The 16,890-nt window shown below is 60.2% G+C and carries 19 protein-coding genes; 8 read left to right on the top strand and 11 right to left on the bottom strand.

The genetic code is table 11. The annotated features are described in order from the left end of the window. Positions 1–149: 149 nt before the first annotated feature. The 3 genes from rpoH to V6S97_RS07975 all read right to left on the bottom strand — a co-directional run bounded on the left by rpoH (position 150) and on the right by V6S97_RS07975 (position 3,353). Positions 150–1,052 carry an RNA polymerase sigma factor RpoH gene (gene rpoH / locus V6S97_RS07985; RefSeq protein ID WP_003491840.1) on the bottom strand — a complete coding sequence of 301 codons (903 nt, stop codon included), beginning with the start codon at positions 1,050–1,052 and terminating at the stop codon, positions 150–152. 166 nt (positions 1,053–1,218) lie between these two features. Then, positions 1,219–2,043, bottom strand: a complete 825-nt coding sequence (locus V6S97_RS07980; protein ID WP_099085896.1) for a class I SAM-dependent methyltransferase — start codon at positions 2,041–2,043, stop codon at positions 1,219–1,221. A gap of 287 nt (positions 2,044–2,330) precedes the next feature. Next, entirely contained in the window at positions 2,331–3,353 is a 1,023-nt protein-coding gene (locus tag V6S97_RS07975) for an RluA family pseudouridine synthase (protein WP_004429992.1), read from the bottom strand. A 38-nt stretch (positions 3,354–3,391) separates the two neighbouring features. On the opposite strand from V6S97_RS07975, the gene V6S97_RS07970 reads away from it, so the two are divergent. After that, positions 3,392–3,784 (top strand): hypothetical protein, encoded by a 393-nt coding sequence (locus V6S97_RS07970; RefSeq protein WP_004429994.1) that lies wholly within the window; start codon positions 3,392–3,394, stop codon positions 3,782–3,784. Continuing rightward, a complete protein-coding gene (locus V6S97_RS07965) occupies positions 3,774–4,628 on the top strand; it encodes a TrmH family RNA methyltransferase (protein WP_004429996.1) in 855 nt (284 codons plus the stop codon). The genes V6S97_RS07970 and V6S97_RS07965 overlap by 11 nt, the downstream gene beginning before the upstream one ends. A 187-nt stretch (positions 4,629–4,815) precedes the next feature. Here the strand turns inward: V6S97_RS07965 and V6S97_RS07960 are convergent, their stop codons facing one another. Together V6S97_RS07960 and V6S97_RS07955 are read right to left on the bottom strand one after the other, a co-directional pair. After that, positions 4,816–6,045 carry a hypothetical protein gene (locus V6S97_RS07960; RefSeq protein WP_112958707.1) on the bottom strand — a complete coding sequence of 410 codons (1,230 nt, stop codon included), beginning with the start codon at positions 6,043–6,045 and terminating at the stop codon, positions 4,816–4,818. Between the two features lie 143 nt (positions 6,046–6,188). Further along, positions 6,189–6,785 (bottom strand): DUF1134 domain-containing protein, encoded by a 597-nt coding sequence (locus V6S97_RS07955; protein ID WP_020011624.1) that lies wholly within the window; start codon positions 6,783–6,785, stop codon positions 6,189–6,191. A 252-nt stretch (positions 6,786–7,037) separates the two neighbouring features. On the opposite strand from V6S97_RS07955, the gene chpT reads away from it, so the two are divergent. The 3 genes from chpT to V6S97_RS07940 all read left to right on the top strand — a co-directional run bounded on the left by chpT (position 7,038) and on the right by V6S97_RS07940 (position 9,483). Then, a complete protein-coding gene (gene chpT, locus V6S97_RS07950) occupies positions 7,038–7,685 on the top strand; it encodes a histidine phosphotransferase ChpT (RefSeq protein WP_060723657.1) in 648 nt (215 codons plus the stop codon). A gap of 86 nt (positions 7,686–7,771) precedes the next feature. After that, entirely contained in the window at positions 7,772–8,299 is a 528-nt protein-coding gene (locus tag V6S97_RS07945) for a GNAT family N-acetyltransferase (RefSeq protein WP_004430003.1), read from the top strand. A gap of 137 nt (positions 8,300–8,436) precedes the next feature. Then, entirely contained in the window at positions 8,437–9,483 is a 1,047-nt protein-coding gene (locus V6S97_RS07940) for an alpha/beta hydrolase family protein (protein WP_161974130.1), read from the top strand. Between the two features lie 52 nt (positions 9,484–9,535). Here the strand turns inward: V6S97_RS07940 and V6S97_RS07935 are convergent, their stop codons facing one another. Both V6S97_RS07935 and ctrA read right to left on the bottom strand, forming a co-directional pair. Beyond that, positions 9,536–10,051 carry a GNAT family N-acetyltransferase gene (locus V6S97_RS07935; RefSeq protein ID WP_087744881.1) on the bottom strand — a complete coding sequence of 172 codons (516 nt, stop codon included), beginning with the start codon at positions 10,049–10,051 and terminating at the stop codon, positions 9,536–9,538. A 225-nt stretch (positions 10,052–10,276) separates the two neighbouring features. Next, positions 10,277–10,981: a response regulator transcription factor CtrA gene (gene ctrA / locus V6S97_RS07930; protein ID WP_003522926.1), complete on the bottom strand. Its 705-nt coding sequence runs from the start codon at positions 10,979–10,981 to the stop codon at positions 10,277–10,279. A gap of 479 nt (positions 10,982–11,460) precedes the next feature. Here ctrA and V6S97_RS07925 point away from each other — a divergent pair, with 479 nt between their 5' ends. Together V6S97_RS07925 and V6S97_RS07920 are read left to right on the top strand one after the other, a co-directional pair. Then, positions 11,461–11,811, top strand: a complete 351-nt coding sequence (locus V6S97_RS07925; RefSeq protein ID WP_003491821.1) for a flagellar export protein FliJ — start codon at positions 11,461–11,463, stop codon at positions 11,809–11,811. Between the two features lie 287 nt (positions 11,812–12,098). Then, positions 12,099–12,302, top strand: a complete 204-nt coding sequence (locus V6S97_RS07920) for a DUF1059 domain-containing protein (RefSeq protein ID WP_004430026.1) — start codon at positions 12,099–12,101, stop codon at positions 12,300–12,302. 210 nt (positions 12,303–12,512) lie between these two features. Here V6S97_RS07920 and V6S97_RS07915 read toward each other — a convergent pair whose 3' ends face one another. From V6S97_RS07915 to cysQ, 4 genes are all read right to left on the bottom strand, one after another. Continuing rightward, on the bottom strand, positions 12,513–12,794 hold the full coding sequence (locus V6S97_RS07915) for a GNAT family N-acetyltransferase (protein ID WP_004430028.1): 282 nt from the start codon (positions 12,792–12,794) through the stop codon (positions 12,513–12,515). Positions 12,795–13,017: 223 nt separating this feature from the next. After that, positions 13,018–13,293, bottom strand: a complete 276-nt coding sequence (gene sciP, locus V6S97_RS07910) for a CtrA inhibitor SciP (RefSeq protein WP_004430042.1) — start codon at positions 13,291–13,293, stop codon at positions 13,018–13,020. A 191-nt stretch (positions 13,294–13,484) separates the two neighbouring features. Continuing rightward, a complete protein-coding gene (locus tag V6S97_RS07905; RefSeq protein WP_004430045.1) occupies positions 13,485–14,525 on the bottom strand; it encodes a DUF2793 domain-containing protein in 1,041 nt (346 codons plus the stop codon). A 337-nt stretch (positions 14,526–14,862) separates the two neighbouring features. Then, entirely contained in the window at positions 14,863–15,651 is a 789-nt protein-coding gene (gene cysQ, locus V6S97_RS07900; RefSeq protein WP_004430047.1) for a 3'(2'),5'-bisphosphate nucleotidase CysQ, read from the bottom strand. Between the two features lie 335 nt (positions 15,652–15,986). On the opposite strand from cysQ, the gene V6S97_RS07895 reads away from it, so the two are divergent. Further along, entirely contained in the window at positions 15,987–16,889 is a 903-nt protein-coding gene (locus V6S97_RS07895) for a branched-chain amino acid ABC transporter permease (RefSeq protein ID WP_004430050.1), read from the top strand. Position 16,890 lies beyond the last annotated feature (1 nt).

The following is a 16,890-nucleotide window of genomic DNA, read 5'->3' as shown; positions in this document are numbered from 1 at the left end:
ATGGGTTGTCATGGTGAGGACTCAACGGTTGGCAAGGGGCGTTGCCGGACATTTATCCCCGTTTGGCTTTCACACATAAAAAATCCTCGGCCGAGGGCCGAGGATGATGTCGTTCGTGGATGGCGTGCTCTCCTTAAGAGAGTGTCGCCTTAAGCATCCACCACGCGCAAAGCACGCGCGGCTTCCAGCGCTTCCTTCTGCACCGCTTCCTGCACCTTCTCGAAGGCGCGAACCTCGATCTGACGCACGCGTTCGCGGCTGATGTCGAACTCGGAGGAGAGTTCTTCCAGCGTCACCGGGTCTTCGGCAAGCCGGCGGGCCTCGAAGATGCGGCGTTCGCGGTCGTTCAGCACGCCCATGGCCTTGGCCAGCATGCGGCGGCGGGTTTCCAGTTCGTCCTGCTCGATCAGCACGGCTTCCTGGCTTTCATGGTCATCCACCAGCCAATCCTGCCATTGGCCGGATTCGCCCTCGGACGCCTTGATCGGCGCATTCAGCGACGCGTCGCCATGCAGGCGGCGGTTCATCGAGATGACTTCTTCCTCGGAAACCTGCAGCTTGGTGGCGATTTCCTTGACGTGTTCCGGCTTCAGATCGCCGTCGTCGATCGCCTGGATGCGGCCTTTCAGCCGGCGCAGGTTGAAGAACAGGCGTTTCTGGTTGGCCGTCGTGCCCATCTTCACCAGCGACCACGAGCGCAGGATATATTCCTGGATCGAAGCCTTGATCCACCACATGGCATAGGTGGCCAGACGGAAACCACGTTCCGGATCGAACTTCTTGACCGCCTGCATCAGGCCGACATTGCCTTCGGATACGACTTCGCCGATCGGCAGGCCGTAACCGCGGTAACCCATGGCGATCTTGGCGACGAGACGCAGATGGCTGGTGACGAGCTTGTGGGCGGCGTCGCGGTCACCATGCTCGGCGTAACGCTTGCCAAGCATGTATTCTTCCTGCGGCTCCAGCATCGGAAATTTGCGGATTTCGTCGAGATATCTATTGAGACCGGCTTCGCCGGCTGTAATCGTAGGCAAACTATTGCGGGCCATAAAGCACCCCCTTATCTATGGTCTGGAACGGCACCCTCTTTGGTCGGCGATTAACCCGCCGGAGGCGCACCGTAAGCTGCGGGTCGTTACCGACCCCGCACGAACCCATGTGACAGATATGTACGCGCCCGCCGCGTTTCAAGCGAACGCTGCGTTCACACATGCGTTATGTTGAGGCAACATCCTCTTTGACCTGTTTAACTTTCGAACGGTAGATTCGTTCCGAAAAACCGCCAAGGCCGGAGCGCACCATCAGCTCATACATGACCCGCCGGCGCATGGGATTGTGCAGGCGAATCACCTTCGAGCCGAGGAACTGCGTCTCGACATGGCCAAGCCCCTGCAGATCGGGATCGGCGGCAATCGCGTCGGCATAGGTCGCGTGAAATTCCCGCCGGCAGACATAGGTCTTGTATTTGGTCATGCCGAAGCAGACGAGGTTATGGCCATGGGTGCGAAGGAAATCGGCGACGCCCACCGTCACCTCCGGCCAGGCGGGGTTGAAGGTGTCGTCGAAGACGATGACGCCGTGCGGCGCGATCACCTCCATCGCCAGTTTCGCATCGGCCAGCACATGGTGCAGGTGGTGGCCGCCATCGATGCTGAAGAAACGGGCTGGGCCGATCTTCGAGGTGATGTCGGCGGGTGCCAGTCTGGTGCTGTCGCCCCTGATGATCAGTTCCTCATCCATCGCAAAACCCAGCCGGCGGCCGTTTTCCATCAGGCGCTCATATTGATCGAGGCTGCCATCTTCGGGTGGGTCGAGATCGAACAGGTCGACGCCCAGCACCTTTTCCTGTGCCTGGGCGAATTTGCGCAGCAGGAAATAGGAGCGGCCATAATAAACGCCGATTTCCGCCATGCCGCCATCGAGACCCCGGCTCGTCTGCGCCTGCAGCAGCGCCTTGAAGACAAGCGCATCGGGCGGATCGATATAGCCTTCGACGCTGCGCAACTCCTGAAATATAAACCGGCGGTCTTCGATATTCATTCGCGAGAGATCCCGTCATCATGCCGGTTCCGTTCGAGGGAGGCGAATTGAACGTTCGGCGTTTCCTGCGGCGTCAGTGGTCGCCAAGCTCTTGTGCGGCCACGGTTTTCACGGCGGCGGTTTCAAGCTTTGCGGGGGCCGAGGAGGTGTGACGATTGAAGCGAAATTGGGGCGGTCTATAAAAAGGACCGACTGCGGAATATCGCTATCCGCTAATCTTTTTTTATTATCCGGGGCTTCCGGCGAAATACATGGCGCAGTTTTTTTGACCGCGCCATGCGGGTTTTTCAGCCGCGCAATGCGGCGAGCAGCGCTTCCATGTCATCCGGCAGGTCGGTTTCGAACTCCATCACCTCGCCTGTACGGGGATGTTCGAAGGCGAGCAGATAGGCATGCAGCGCCTGGCGCGGAAAGCGGCCAACGGTGCTTTTTGCCGGTTCTTCCAGCAGGTTCGCCTTGGTGCGGAAGGCGGCGCCATATTCGGGATCACCGATCAGCGGATTGCCGATATGGGCCATGTGCACGCGGATCTGGTGGGTGCGGCCGGTTTCCAGGCGGCATTCCACCATCGAGGCGAGGCAGGTGGCGTCCGGTCGTTCATGGTAACGCTCCATCACCTCATAATGGGTGATCGCCTCGCGGGCGTCATCCGAATCCTCGTGTTTGACGGCGCGTTTGGTGCGGTCGGCACTGCGGCCGAGTGCTGCGTCGATGGTGCCGCGCAGGGTGCGCGGGCGGCCCCAGACGATGGCCTTGTAGGCCCGCTCCAAAGGTCCGGTGCGGCCGTGATCGGCAAATTGCGCGGCGAGATGCCGGTGGGCATTGTCGTTCTTCGCCACGACCATGACGCCTGACGTTTCCTTGTCCAGCCGGTGCACGATGCCCGGCCGCTTGACGCCGCCAATGCCGGAGAGGCTGTCGCCGCAATGGTGGATGAGGGCGTTGACCAGCGTTCCCGTCCAGTTGCCGGCGCCCGGATGCACGACGAGCCCGGCGGGCTTGATGAGCACGATCAGGTCTTCATCCTCATATTCCACGTCGAGCGGAATGTCCTCGCCCTTGGGTTCCGGGTCTTCCGGTTCCGGCATCACGATCTCGATGCGATCGCCGGGATGCACCTTCTTTTTCGGCTCCGTCACCGGCTGGCCGTTGAGGGAAACCGCGCCCTGTTCGATCAGCGCCTTCAGGCGGCTGCGGGAGAAGTCGCCGCTCACCTCGCCCGCCAGCCAGGAATCGAGGCGGCCTTCGGCGTCTTCCCCGGCAATCAGGACTTTCCTTGCGTCTCCGCCTTGTTTAAAGGGGTCGTTCATTCTTATTTTTCCGATCCATCAGCATTTCAGGGAACCCGATGACGCAGATCGAGCAAGACGAACAGGAAGACAAGCCGCTTGATCCGGCCATGGAAAAAGTTCGCCGCAAGATGATCCGTTTGCAGATCGTGTCGGGCTCCGTGATGTTTATCAGCCTTATGGCCGTCTTCGGTGCGGTTGTCTACAAGGCGATGGGGCCGTCGAAAGCGGTTCAGACCCAGGCGGAAGCGCCAAACCTCGCCGTCCCGACCGGTAATGGCCCGCTTGCCGTCACCGCCAGCCTGCCGCAGGGCTTCACGATCGACAATGTCAGCTATTCCGGCGGCGACATGCTGTTTTACGGCCGGCTCGCCAACGGCACGCGCAAGGCGCTGGTTTTCAACGTCGCGGCCGGCCGGTTCCTTGCCGATGTGACTGTTGATGGCCAGTGAGGGCAGTGACCTGCTGGACGGGCGGGCGCTGATCCCGGTCGGGGATCCCGCCGATCCGCGCATCGCCGCCTTTCGCGATATTCGCGAGCGCGACCTCACCGGCCGGCAGGGGCGTTTCATTGCCGAAGGCACGGTGGTGCTGCGCATGCTGGCAGCCGCCCACAAGGCGGGTGGTGATTTTGCAGCGGAAAGCATCCTGATCCTGCGCAACCGGCTTTCCGGCGTTGCGGATATTCTTGCCGATTTTCCTGATGATGTGCCGGTTTACGTGGCCGAAGCGCCGGTGCTTGATGGCATTGTCGGTTTTCACCTGCATCGCGGCATTCTGGCGCTCGGCCGCCGGGTTCAGGATCGCGGGCTTACCGAAATGACGGCGGCGCTTCCTCCGTCTTCACTGGTGCTCGTGGGCTGCGGCATTTCCAATCACGATAATCTTGGGGCGATGTTCCGCAATGCGGCGGCCTTTTATGCCGATGCGGTGTTTCTCGACGAGACCTGCTGCGATCCGCTCTATCGCAAGGCGCTGCGTGTTTCCGTCGGATCAGTTCTTTCGGTTCCCTATCATCGCGGCGGCGGTGCGGTGGAGATGCTGGAGCGGCTTTCTGAGGCCGGGTTTGCGATCTGGAGCCTTTCGCCTGGTGGCGAGACCGAGATCCGCAATATCCCCCGCTCCGAGCGCATGGCGCTTGTCATCGGCACGGAAGGCGAGGGGTTGCCGCAATCGGTGCTCTCGCGGTTTCATACGGCACGGATCGCGCAGTCGCCGCAGCTGGATAGCTTGAATGCGGGGACGGCTTCGGGGCTGGCGCTTTATCAGATGGCGGGGGTGATCGGGCGGGTTTAGGCCATCGGTGGGTGTGGTTTACCCCCCTCTGCCCTGCCGGGCATCTCCCCCTCAAGGGGGGAGATCGACAAGCGGCCAGGTTTCGGCCATCTCGACGTTTGAGAATGAAGTGATGTTAGTGCTTCTTGCCGATCTCCCCCCCGAGGGGGAGATGCCCGGCAGGGCAGAGGGGGGTAAAACCACACCCTCAGTGTTTCCGCTTCTCCATCACCACCTTCGCCCGCTTCGCAAGGCTGTCCCGCCCCGATGAGCCGGAGGCCTTGGCAAGCAGCCCTGGAATGGGCGATGTCTCGCCCTCCTGCGCCGCCGTGAGCGCGATCATCTCAGCGGCGATGCGGGCGATTTCGCGGCGGATCGGTTCGTCATTGCCGGTGCCGCGCACATTCAGCAGGCGCTCGGTGAGCGCGGTGCCCTGATTGCGGATATCCTCGATTTCCTGTTCCAGACCTTCTGACGCCGGCGCCGTTGTCTTCTCAACCGGTGAGATGGCTGCCTCCTCGGCGGCGACCGCCGGTGTCGCCTCTGCTTCGGCGACGGGTGCGACTTCAAGCGCGGCGGCTGGGGCCGGCTGTGGCGGCGGGTTTACCGCCTTCTCAACCGGCACGGCAGGGTTCGGCAGACGAATGATCATGTCGTTGGCGCGGCCGCCGGTTGCGGCAAGCTGTTCCTTGAGACGGGCGGCTTCCTGGTTGCGCAGCGTCAGCATCGTGTCGAGATCGGCGTTTTTCGCCATGAGCGTAGCGACCTGTTCTTCCAGCCGGGTGACCTTGCGGCTTTCGCGCGCAACCGCCGTCATGGCTTCCTTGTTACGGGCCGCCACGTCCTGCAGTTCACGGGTCGCCGTCTCGCCTTCCTTGCGGAAGCGCGTGGCGCTCTGCTTGGCCTGTTCTGCCTCCAGATCGCGGGTGGCAGCGAGGATTTTCGAATCATCCAGTTCGCGCGTCAGATTGGTGAGGCGGGCGGTGAGATCGGACATCTGGCTGGCGCGCTCGTTGGCGGCCTGCTCCTGTTGTGCGAGGTTCGCCTGTATGATGCCGGCGCGTTCTTCGCTGGCATCAAGCGCTGCGCGCAATTCGCCGATTTCCAGCGTCAGCTCCTCGATTTTCAGGGAGAAGCTGCGATTCTGCTCGCCAAGGCGATAGGCATCGCTGGAAGCGGCTTCGTTGGCGAGGCGCAGCGAGGTGTTCTTTTCCCGTTCCGTATCCAGTTCCTGGCGGACCTTGGCGTTTTCGGCGGCGTAGAGCGCACGCGCCATGTCCTTCTGGGCGCGGACTTCCTGCGGGCTGATGGGCATTGTCGCGCGTATGCGGTTTTCCGTATAGGCGACGATGCGGCGATGGATCGCGGGTGCGATCAGCAGGGCCAGCAGGGTTGCGGTGAGAAAACCCAATCCGAAGAGAATGGCATATTCGATCACGCGGGACAGTCTCCGAAACTCAGATACGCGCGCATTCGGAAAGAGGGGCGCGAAAGCACGTTACGCTATTATTGCAACCGTGGGGAGGGGTGTCGCACCGTCAAAACCGGCCCGTTATTTCCTCCCGCCCCGGCTTTAGCGAATCAGAAGGGGTTCCAGGTCGGCTGCTGGGTGAGCTTCAGGTAGCCGACATTGATGCCGAGGCGCGCGCCGATGCCGGTGCGGATGGGCGCGAGGGTCACGTCGCTGCTCTTCAGATAGGTCATGCCGACGCCGGCGACGATGAAGGCGGAGCCGCTCACACCGCCGTAACGGCGGTAAAGCGCATCGACGGAGGGCAGGTTATAGACCAGCATCATGGCGCGGGTGCCCTGGCCGCCGTAATCGAGGCCGAGCGACGGGCCCTGCCAGAAGACGGGGTGCTGGCCGGCGTTCTTGGTATAAAGCGTGCCTTCGCCATAGGTGAGGCCCGCGACGAAAGCGCCGGAGCCTTCCTGCCCGAGAATGTAACCGTTTGGAAGACCGTATTGCTGGAAGGCGCGCTCCACCACCTTGGCAAGACCGCCGGTGGTTTCACCGAAGAATCCGTGGCCTGCATCCACGACTTCCTGGAACGAATATTGATCGCTGTTCTGGGCCGAGGCCGGTGCGACCCACATCAAGAGGCTCGCAAGGAGCGCGACAATCTTTCCCAGTCCGAGGCGTGCAATGGTGCGGGTTTTCGTAAGGCGCATCGTCATGTCCGTCCGTCTGTTTCGTTAGCGCATAAGCCCGAAAATCCGAATCGGTTTTCGAAAGGGCCGGTCGCGCAGAGTCAAAGTTCTACAGCATGTTTCGCGCATCCTTGCGGATACACGGGGCTCCAGTGTGGCCTGTTAAGGCATTTGGCATTTTGAAACCATCCTATTAACAATCGGTTTACCAAATATGGTGTCATTATGGCTTAACAATTTCCACACCGTCCGCGCCTCCCTTGCGCAGGAGAGAATTTTATGACCAGCAAACTCAATATCACGCTGTCCGGTCCCGATCTGGCGGCTCTTCTGTGCAGCCGTGTGTGCCATGACGTTATTTCTCCTGTCGGCGCCATCAATAACGGCCTCGAACTTCTGGACGAGGGCGGCACGGATGACGATGCGCTCGATCTCATCCGCACGTCAGCCCTTAACGCATCCGTGCGGTTGAAGTTCGCCCGCCTTGCTTTCGGTGCTTCCGGCTCCGCCGGCGCGTCCATCGACACCGGTGAGGCCGAAAAGGCTGCCCAGGATTTCGCTGCCGCCGAAAAGAAGGCGGAAGTGAGCTGGAACGGCCCGCGCGCCATCGTTGCGAAGAATCGTGTCAAACTTCTGCTCAACCTTTTCCTCGTGGCTTACGGCGCCATTCCGCGTGGCGGCAATGTGGATGTGCTGCTGGAAAGCCCCGACGGCGACGCCAGGTTCGAAATCACCGTCAAGGGCCGGATGATGCGCGTGCCGGCCAAGTTCGCGGAAATTTACGAAGGCAGGTTGGAAGAGGCGGTCGACGCCCATTCCGTCCAGCCCTATTACACGCTGCTTCTGGCCGAAGAGGCCAATATGGCGGTGGAATACAAGGTGCATGACGATCGCATCGTGTTTACGGCGAAGACGATTACGGAGTGATCGTTTCGATGCGACAGTGACGCCATCAGGGGTCGGGCCGGCTTTTGCCAGTGCCCGGCCTTTTTCTTTTCAGAGGAGGAGGTCTCATGATCCGTGTCGAAACCGCGCGTCTCCTGCTGCGGCCGCATGCCATCGAGGACGAAGCACGTTATTGCTCCTTCTGGAGCGCGGATGTTCATCCGATCCCGGGCGTGAGCTCGATCGCGCCGCTCGATCCCGAACTCGCCTTCGCGCGGCTTCTGCGTTTCATCGGCCACTGGTCCGTCTTCGGTTTCGGCCCCTTCGTGGTGGAGGAAACCGCCACGGGACGAATCGTCGGCGAGGTGGGGCTGGCCCATATGCGCCGTGGACATGGCGCGGATTTCGACACCGCGCCGGAGGCCATGTGGAAGATTGACAGGGATCTGACCGGCAAGGGTGTGGCCAGCGAAGCGGTACAGGCCGCCCTTGGCTGGTTTGATGCCAAGGGCATATCGAACCGGATCGTCTGCATGATCGATCCGCTGAATGCGCCGTCGCTCGCGATCGCCGCCCGTTTCGGCTTCTGTCCTTTCCGGGAAACGACCTTCCGCGACAGTCCCGTGCGGCTTTTCGAGCGGATCGCGGATATCTAGCGCTCGGCATAACAGGAAGCGTTTGCGAGCGAGCCGCTGTCTCGATTGCGTTTCAGGACGACCTGAAACCTGTTTGAGGTCTCGGCAGGCGGCGGTTTGAACCAAGGGTTGGTCCATATCAACTCCTGGAGCATCCCATGCGCTATTTCATTCTGGCGATACTCGTCATCTTTTCCACTGCTCAGGCCGCAAGGGCGGAAAGCGGTATCGGCTTTAAACAGATCGAATTGCCGGATGAGGGGGGCGCGAGAACGCTTGCCGTTTCATTATGGTACCCGGCCGCGCCCTCGGGCAAAAGCGAGATCGTCGGCGAAAATGCCGCATTTTACGGTCTTGAGGTTCAACCGGGTGCCTCTTTTCTTAAGGATTCTCGTCCGCTCGTGCTGCTGTCGCACGGTTTTGGCGGTAGCTGGCGCAACCTGAACTGGATTGCCGGCGAGCTTGTTCGGGAAGGTTATGTCGTGGCCGCTCCGGATCACGGCGGCGAATCATTTACCGAAGAAAATGCGACCGAGATCGTTCCATTGTGGGAACGGCCGCGCGACATCAGCAGAACGCTGACGGCCTTGCTTGGCGATGATCGATTCGCCGGCAGGATCGATGGGACGCGCATCGCGGTTATCGGCCATTCCCTCGGCGGCTGGACCGCGATGGAACTGGTTGGCGCGCGATACAGCGCCGATCTTGCCCTGAGGGATTGCGGCGCAGAGAAGCGCCCGCCGCAATGCAAGGCTCCCCGGCTGCTAGCCAAAGTCGGGGTTGTCGGTGACGGCAAGGCCGATCCGCGGCTTTCGATGGATTTGAAGGATGCCCGCATCCGCGCTGCCATCGCGCTGGATCTCGGGCCGGCCGCGGGTTTCCTGCCGGAAACGCTGCAGGCCGTCAGCGTACCGGTTCTGGTTCTGGCGGCAGGTGTGGAGACACCAGAGATCGCCGCTATCAAGGCCGATTCCGAATATATCGCCCGGCATCTGCCAAAGGCGACGACGGTTTATCGGGACATACCGGATGCCAGCCATTTCAGCTTCATGCAGATTTGCAAGCCGAACGGCGAAAAGATCGTGGAGGAACTTTCACCGGGTGAGGGTTTCGTCTGCCGGGATGGCGGCGGCAGGGACCGCGTGGCCATCCATGCGCAGATCGCGGAGGCAATCCTCGGCTTTCTGAAAGTGGAAATGCGCTAAGTTGGATTTTCGGGACGCCTCGCGACCGTAATGGCCGCAAGGCGTCCCTCTTTCAAACAGCGTTTACCTGATAGTGCCGATAAACGAGGTCTTCGGGATCGGAACGAGGTGCTGCCGGATCGAGCCTTCCGCCGATTCGTTCGGCGACGGCCGCTGATTTGCGGTTTTGCGGCGAGACGTAGCTAACAAGCGTGGGCAGGCTCAGGGTCCTGAAGGCCCAGTCGCGCAGCGCCGAGGCGGCTTCAGCGGCATAACCGCGCCCCTCATGGCCTTCGTAAAGCAGCCAGCCAAGTTCCTTTTCCGGAAACAGCGGACCGTGATTGATGCCGACCTGGCCGATACATTCCCCCGTTTCGCCAAGCTCGATCATTAGCGCGCCATGGCCGAAAAAGTACCAGTTGGCGAGATCGTGGCAGAACACGCCCCATGTTGAGGGCAGGTCGTATGGTCCGCCGACACCGATGGAGCGCGGCGACGTCATGAAGTTCCGATAGGCGGGGAAATGCGCCATGGTCAGCGGGCGCAGCGTCAGGCGATCCGTCTTGAGGGTTGGGATGGCGTGGTTCATGTACCGGCGTCCTTTGGCGATGCGTGGCCAGGTCTTTCTCTCCTCATTGCTGTGCTTGTCACAGGAATCCGGTCGACGCGTCTGCGCGGCGGAGAGTCCTTTCAACCCAAGGACTTGGGATGGCTGGATTCCTGTGACAGGCACAGCAATGAGGGAGAGAAAATCGCAACAAAAAACCCGCCGTTTCCAGCGGGTCTTTTAAAAACTGTCCTGTTCCGGATTGGATCAGGCGGTTTCGAGGAATTCCGTGGCGCCGTCAGGCTCGCGCAGAACATAGCCGCGGCCCCAGACGGTTTCGATGTAGTTTGCGCCGCCGGCGGCGTTTGCGAGCTTCTTGCGCAGCTTGCAGATGAAGACGTCGATGATCTTCAGTTCCGGTTCGTCCATGCCGCCATAGAGGTGGTTCAGGAACATTTCCTTGGTCAGCGTCGTGCCCTTGCGCAGCGAAAGCAGCTCAAGCATCTGATATTCCTTGCCGGTCAGGTGAACGCGCTGGCCGCCCACTTCAACCGTCTTGGCATCGAGATTGACGATAAGCTCGCCGGTGGCGATGACCGACTGCGCATGGCCCTTGGAACGGCGGACGATGGCATGAATGCGGGCAACAAGCTCGTCCTTGTGGAACGGCTTCGTCATGTAATCGTCTGCGCCGAAGCCGAGGCCGCGAACCTTATCCTCGATGCCGGCCATGCCGGACAGGATGAGGATCGGCGTCTTGACCTTGGAGAGGCGAAGCGTTCTCAGAACCTCGTAACCCGACATGTCAGGCAGGTTGAGGTCGAGAAGAATAATGTCGTAATCGTAGAGCTTGCCGAGGTCCACGCCTTCCTCGCCGAGGTCGGTCGTGTAGACGTTAAAGCTTTCCGACTTGAGCATCAGTTCAATGCTCTGCGCTGTCGCGCTGTCGTCTTCAATAAGTAGAACCCGCATAATTATCCCCTTTGCCGCCCGCGAACCGGTAAATCATTGCCTCGCGCGATGCGGATCCAGACGTTGCCTGATTTGCAGGCTGCCACCAAATGGTTAACAAATTCTAATTGCCTTTGGCAAGGTGTATCGAATTTATTAAGCAAAGAAGGCATTTCGCTGTTTTTGCACGTGAATCCACCATCGCCAAAATTGAAGCTCAACGTGAGGATTTCCCGCTAAGTGATTCAATCGACTCTTACATCGTCTGGCCCGTTTTTTTGGACCTGGCATTTACCGACCCTTAAATGATCGTGTTTATCATTAACGATGCCCGTAAACGAAAGGTTAACGACGGCGGTTTTTTATTAACGTCGGGTAACTTTTGGGAATCATTCCGGGACAGGGGTCAACCCTTACGGAAAAACGGGCGGGTTAAACGGGCCGGTCAGGGGGCATAGTGCCTTTTTGATCCGGGTCTCGCTATCCATGGAGTATTGCGTATGAAGTCGCGTGACAGCCTGGTTCGCCTGAAGGAATTTCAGGTCAATGAAAAACGCCGGCAGCTTAACCAGCTGCAGCAGATGATGTCCGAGTTTGAGCGGATGGCAAAGGAACTGGTGCATCAGATCTCTCTGGAAGAGAGCAAGTCGGGCATTACCGATCCGACACATTTCGCCTATCCGACCTTCGCCAAGGCCGCGCGCCAGCGGGCGGATAATCTTCAGGTCTCGATCCGGGAGCTGAAGGCCCAGCAGGAGGCCGCCGAGGCTTCGCTGGAAGAGGTGCAGGCCGAATATGAAAAGGCCGCCGCACTGGAAAACCGCGACGGAGCCATCCGCGCCCGCGCCTGACCGCAGGCGCAAAAGCTGACGAATGATCGTCCTCATTGACGGCTGCCGGTGGATCAGGAGGCGGCTTTCAATGACGGGACGCCGTGCATTTTTTTAAAAGGCCGCTCCTTAAGGGCGGCCTTTTGTTTTGCGGCGTCGCCGGTGTTTCCCGCCGGGACGGTCATGCCCGATTTCGATTGTCCGGAAGTTGGGAAAGGCGTATTTTACGGGGGTTCCGACCGTGAGCCGGAGGCTTTTACGCGCACGCGCCCCGTGCAGGCGCGGGCGGCTATTGCAGGGAGGAAAAAATGGCCCGCCAATATATCGATTGCCGTGAATTCCCCAGTGACAGCAGATGCACCGTTGCCATTTCCGCCGATTCTCAAGAAGAGCTTATGGAAGCGGCCGTGCAACATGCCGTGGCGGTGCATGGCGCAGAGGATACGCTGGAATTCCGTGAAGAAGTCCGCCGGAGCATGCATGCCGGGACGCCGCCGTTGAAGGTGGCGTGATTGCTGGCACACCTGAAAATCTCTCCGCCGTCATGCCGGACTTGATCCGGCATCCAGCCGACGCGCGCCTGCGCAACGAGAAGTGTCTTTTCAGCTCAATGACTGAGCTTGCTGGACCCCGGCTCAAGGCCGGGGTGACGGAGTGTGGATGCTCCGTTTTGGCCAAAACACCCGTAGATAGCTGCCATTACGCTCTTTATGTCTGCCATTTTACCCCTGGATCACATCCGCCCATTCGGCATGGCGCAATGTCTGGGCCTTGAAGAAGGGGCAGAGCGGAATGATCTTCCAGCCGCCCTTGCGGGCTTCATCAATCGCATGGGCGGCGAGCGTCTGGCCGACACCCTTGCCGCGCAGCGCATCGGGCACACCGGTATGGTCGATGATGATGAGGGAAGGGGAGGTGCGCGAATAGGTCATCTCCGCCTTGTGGCCGTCGATGGTCGCCGAATATTCGCCGCGCGATCCGGTTTCGGTGGTCTTGATGTCCATGGTCTCTGCCTCCGCATTGCTGTTCGTTTTCGCCACTCTAACGGCTTGCGCCTGAATTGAAACAGCGCGATAGCGAACGCAGCGGACACAAACCGGCGACAATCACCGGCTCTGTCGGGCAGTTTTCAGGAGAAATCCGAAATCAAACCGAAAGCCCCGTCGATGATCCGGCGGGGCGTTCTGGAATTCGGTTTGGGGGCGCGTTACCGCGCCGGCGCACTGTTTAGTGGCGATATTGCTGAATGCGCGTGGTGCGCAGACCGGCGAGGCCATGATCGGAGATCGAGGACTGCCAGGACAGGAATTCTTCAACGGTGAGCGTATAACGCTCGCAGGCTTCCTCGAGGCTCAGCAGTCCTCCGCGTACCGCGGCAACCACCTCCGCCTTTCTGCGAATGACCCAGCGACGGGTATTGGCAGGCGGAAGATCCGCAATCGTCAGAGGGCTGCCATCGGGGCCGATGACATATTTAACTCGTGGGCGTATCATTTCGGTCATTGGACACTCTATACAAACTCAAGACCATATGACGGGAACTCTATCCCGGTACCTTTAAAAATTGCCTAAGCAGCTCGTGACAATTTATTAAGAATTTGAACGGTTTCGCCTGATTTGTTCGAGTCGCCTTATTTTGCCGGGAAAAAATTTTTCCAAAAATCGCAATTTTTCTCTCTCATCGGTTGTTTCCGTCAGAGTGCCGCAAGCGAAAGGCACGTTTTCCCGTTGCCCTGGGTAAATTCCGCCGTTCCCTCATGCTGCAGCCGCAGGCGGTCGCCGGCATCGAGCGGAAGGATCGATGTTGCCGACTGCTGTGTGCCTGAGGTCGATGCATTTCCTGCCATGCCGAAACTGGCCGCCGCACCGTTGATGAAAAGCGTCACCCGGTGGCCGGAGGAGGAGACCACGGCGAGCGACAATGCTGCCAGATAAAGGCCCTTTGCCGGAACGACGAGTTCACGCCCACCGGTTCCCAGGGTTTCCCCGAGCGCAAATCCGCCCTCGGCGATGAAGAGCACGGAAAAACCCGCCGCCGAGCCATTGGTGGGTTTCGTCGTGCCAGAGGGCATGCCGGCGACGGCAAGCGGACGGTTGGGCATCGAGACCCGGCCATCGCCGCTGCACAGAAGCGCCGTGTGCCAGGAGGTGCCATCCACACTGGTCTTGATCGAAAACCCGTCATGGCCGGCAAGGCCCATTTCCGCCCGGCCGCTCCAGCCGGACTGGAACAGCAGCGTGGCGGTATCGGCCTTTGCCGCCTTGTTGATCGTCATGCGGTGGCTGCCGTCTTCCTCGGCATGGGTAAAGAGGCTGGCGGGGGAGGCGAGCGCCAGCCGGTTGGTGTCATCGGCCTCCGCGCCGATCCCCAGCCGCTCCTGCCGGCCGGTGGCCGGCAGCGGCAGGTCGCGCCAGCTCCCGTCCTGCAGCAGGCGATATTTGCTCTCGGTCGCAAACCATGCCGTCCAGCCCGGCTGCGGTACTATAAAGAGCCACGCGCCATCCTGCCGGAACGCGAGCCTGCCGCCCTTGCCGACCCAATCGCCGGTGGCGCCCGGCGTCAGCAGGAAACAATCGCCTTCGGACGCATTCTCGGGCGGGGCGGCAACGGCAGCCTTGATGGTGAGCTGCACGATTGCATCCAGCCTTTGCAGGGCTTCGTTGTGGGTGACGTGTTTTTGGGCCTGTGAGGGTAGGATGTAAGGAAGCCGAAGTCTCGCCGTCTGTTCCGTCATGATGTGCCTTCCGCGTTGTTGTGTTTCCTTGCGGGGCATTGTGACGGGGGGACGTGGGGTGGGGATGAGTGGGGATGGATTATTTTTTGTTGGGCCTTGGTGGGCGCGGCTTACCCCCTCTGCCCTGCCGGGCATCTCCCCCTCAACAGGGGAGATAGACTCGCGGGCAGGCTTCGCCCATCTCAGCATCTGCGAATGAAGTGGTGGTAGTGCCTCCGGCTGATCTCCCTCCTTGAAGGGGAGATGCCCGGCAGGGCAGAGGGGGGTGAAGCCTCATACGCCGAAGCGGAGATCGATCCGCGCTTTGCAAGAGCCGAGGAAACGCGCCGAGCGCCTGTTACCCCGCGTGTTCCACCGCCATCGCCCCCTCGGCAATGAAGTCCGGATTGGCCAGCGCATCCTCGCCATCGCCCCTCACCGCATAGACAAGGGGCCTGCCCTCGCAATCGAGCGTCCTGCCGCCTGCGGCGCGCAGCACGGCGTCGCCGGCGGCCGTGTCCCACATCATGGTACGGCTGAAGCGGGGGTAGATATCGGCAGCGCCTTCCGCCAGCATGCAGAATTTCAGCGAGGAGCCGACGGAAATGCAGTCTTTCAGCCCGTGTTCGGCCACGAAGGCTTCCGTCTTCGCCGTGCAATGCGAGCGGCTGATCAGCGCCACGGGCGAAGCGCCGCGCTGACGCGCCCGGATGGGGTGGCGCGAAAGGATTGCGCCTTCGCCTGATATTGCGAGCTTTTCGGCGGCGTTTTCTTCACCCGTCCACGCCTGTCCACGGCAGGGGGCGTAAACGACGCCGGCCACCGGAATGCCATTGCGGATGAGCGCGATATTGACGGTGAAATCGTCCTTGCCGGCAATGAATTCCTTGGTGCCGTCAAGCGGATCGACGAGAAAGAATTCCGCACCGGTTTCCGGCAGGATGCCGTTTGAGACAGCCTCTTCGGCCACCACGGGGATGTCAGGAAAATGGAGGGCCAGCGCCGCAAGGATGATCACCTCGGCACGCTGGTCGGCCTCGGTCACGGGCGAACAGTCGTCCTTGTATGACACATGTGGGCCGGCGCGATGGACCGCCATGATGGCCTGCCCGGCGTCCAGCGCCGCTTTCGTCAATATGTCGATCATCTCTTTGCCAATTGTATCCCGTCTGCGGGATATCGCCGTTCCGATATTCGCTACTCCTTTGCCCGCTGCCCGTCAAATAATGGCATTGGACAATGCTAAAATAAGCATCCAACCGTCATTTTTTCAGCACTTCCTGCCAAAATCATGGCTCTTTTGACCGGGAAAGCGGCAGTCCATGTGGAAATTCCAAATTTTGTGCAGGATCGCCCGTTTTTGACTTCACATTTTTAACGAACACGATATGCATTTTGAGGGTGGGGGTCTGCCTGAAAGGCTTCCCCTATAATTAACATAACGAGGCGTGACCCATTCGAGGTCGTGCCCGGGGGAAAGACATGGAGTATTTTATCCAGCAGCTCATCAACGGGCTGACTCTTGGATCGATCTACGGCCTCATCGCTATCGGCTATACGATGGTTTACGGCATCATCGGCATGATCAACTTCGCCCATGGCGATATTTTCATGCTTGGCGGCTTCGCCGCCCTGATCGTTTTCCTGATCGTGACATCTTTTGTCGCCGGCATTCCGGTGGCGCTTCTTCTGCTTTTGATGATGGTCGTCGCCATGCTGATGACCGGCCTGTGGAACTGGGTGATCGAGCGCGTCGCCTACCGCCCGCTCAGAGGTTCGTTCCGTCTTGCACCGCTGATCACTGCCATCGGCATGTCGATCGCGCTGTCCAACTTCATCCAGGTCACCCAGGGTCCGCGCAACAAGCCGATCCCGTCCATGGTGACGGAAAGCTATCATTTCGGCGCCATTACCGTCTCGCTGAAGCAGCTGATCATCATGGTCGTCACCTCGGTGCTGCTCTTCGCCTTCTGGTATATCGTCAACAAGACCCCGCTCGGCCGGGCGCAGCGCGCCACCGAACAGGACCGCAAGATGGCCGCATTGCTCGGCGTTGATGTCGACAAGACCATCTCCATCACCTTCATCATGGGTGCGGCGCTGGCTGCGGTCGCGGGCACCATGTATCTGATGTATTATGGCGTTGCCTCGTTCAGCGACGGCTTCATTCCCGGCGTCAAGGCGTTTACCGCGGCCGTTCTCGGCGGCATCGGCTCGCTTCCGGGCGCTGTTCTCGGCGGTCTGCTGATCGGTCTCATTGAATCGCTGTGGTCGGCCTATTTCTCCATCGCCTACAAGGATGTCGCGGCATTCGGCATTCTGGCTTTCGTGCTGATCTTCAAGCCGACCGGTATTCTCGGTCGTCCGGAAGTCGAGAAGGTGTGAT

This window comes from Agrobacterium sp. CCNWLW155 (genome assembly GCF_036888815.1).
Classification (GTDB): Bacteria; Pseudomonadota; Alphaproteobacteria; order Rhizobiales; family Rhizobiaceae; genus Agrobacterium; species Agrobacterium radiobacter.
Note: the sequence above shows the minus strand (reverse complement) of the source record. Positions and strands in the feature narration are given on the sequence as shown.

Coding starts and splice junctions, on each gene's coding strand:
- rpoH (WP_003491840.1), bottom strand. CDS start 1,052: ATGGCCCGCAATAGTTTGCCTACGATTACAGCCGGCGAAGCCGGTCTC.
- V6S97_RS07980 (WP_099085896.1), bottom strand. CDS start 2,043: ATGAATATCGAAGACCGCCGGTTTATATTTCAGGAGTTGCGCAGCGTC.
- V6S97_RS07975 (WP_004429992.1), bottom strand. CDS start 3,353: ATGAACGACCCCTTTAAACAAGGCGGAGACGCAAGGAAAGTCCTGATT.
- V6S97_RS07970 (WP_004429994.1), top strand. CDS start 3,392: ATGACGCAGATCGAGCAAGACGAACAGGAAGACAAGCCGCTTGATCCG.
- V6S97_RS07965 (WP_004429996.1), top strand. CDS start 3,774: ATGGCCAGTGAGGGCAGTGACCTGCTGGACGGGCGGGCGCTGATCCCG.
- V6S97_RS07955 (WP_020011624.1), bottom strand. CDS start 6,785: ATGACGATGCGCCTTACGAAAACCCGCACCATTGCACGCCTCGGACTG.
- chpT (WP_060723657.1), top strand. CDS start 7,038: ATGACCAGCAAACTCAATATCACGCTGTCCGGTCCCGATCTGGCGGCT.
- V6S97_RS07945 (WP_004430003.1), top strand. CDS start 7,772: ATGATCCGTGTCGAAACCGCGCGTCTCCTGCTGCGGCCGCATGCCATC.
- V6S97_RS07940 (WP_161974130.1), top strand. CDS start 8,437: ATGCGCTATTTCATTCTGGCGATACTCGTCATCTTTTCCACTGCTCAG.
- V6S97_RS07935 (WP_087744881.1), bottom strand. CDS start 10,051: ATGAACCACGCCATCCCAACCCTCAAGACGGATCGCCTGACGCTGCGC.
- ctrA (WP_003522926.1), bottom strand. CDS start 10,981: ATGCGGGTTCTACTTATTGAAGACGACAGCGCGACAGCGCAGAGCATT.
- V6S97_RS07925 (WP_003491821.1), top strand. CDS start 11,461: ATGAAGTCGCGTGACAGCCTGGTTCGCCTGAAGGAATTTCAGGTCAAT.
- V6S97_RS07920 (WP_004430026.1), top strand. CDS start 12,099: ATGGCCCGCCAATATATCGATTGCCGTGAATTCCCCAGTGACAGCAGA.
- V6S97_RS07915 (WP_004430028.1), bottom strand. CDS start 12,794: ATGGACATCAAGACCACCGAAACCGGATCGCGCGGCGAATATTCGGCG.
- sciP (WP_004430042.1), bottom strand. CDS start 13,293: ATGACCGAAATGATACGCCCACGAGTTAAATATGTCATCGGCCCCGAT.
- V6S97_RS07905 (WP_004430045.1), bottom strand. CDS start 14,525: ATGACGGAACAGACGGCGAGACTTCGGCTTCCTTACATCCTACCCTCA.
- cysQ (WP_004430047.1), bottom strand. CDS start 15,651: ATGATCGACATATTGACGAAAGCGGCGCTGGACGCCGGGCAGGCCATC.
- V6S97_RS07895 (WP_004430050.1), top strand. CDS start 15,987: ATGGAGTATTTTATCCAGCAGCTCATCAACGGGCTGACTCTTGGATCG.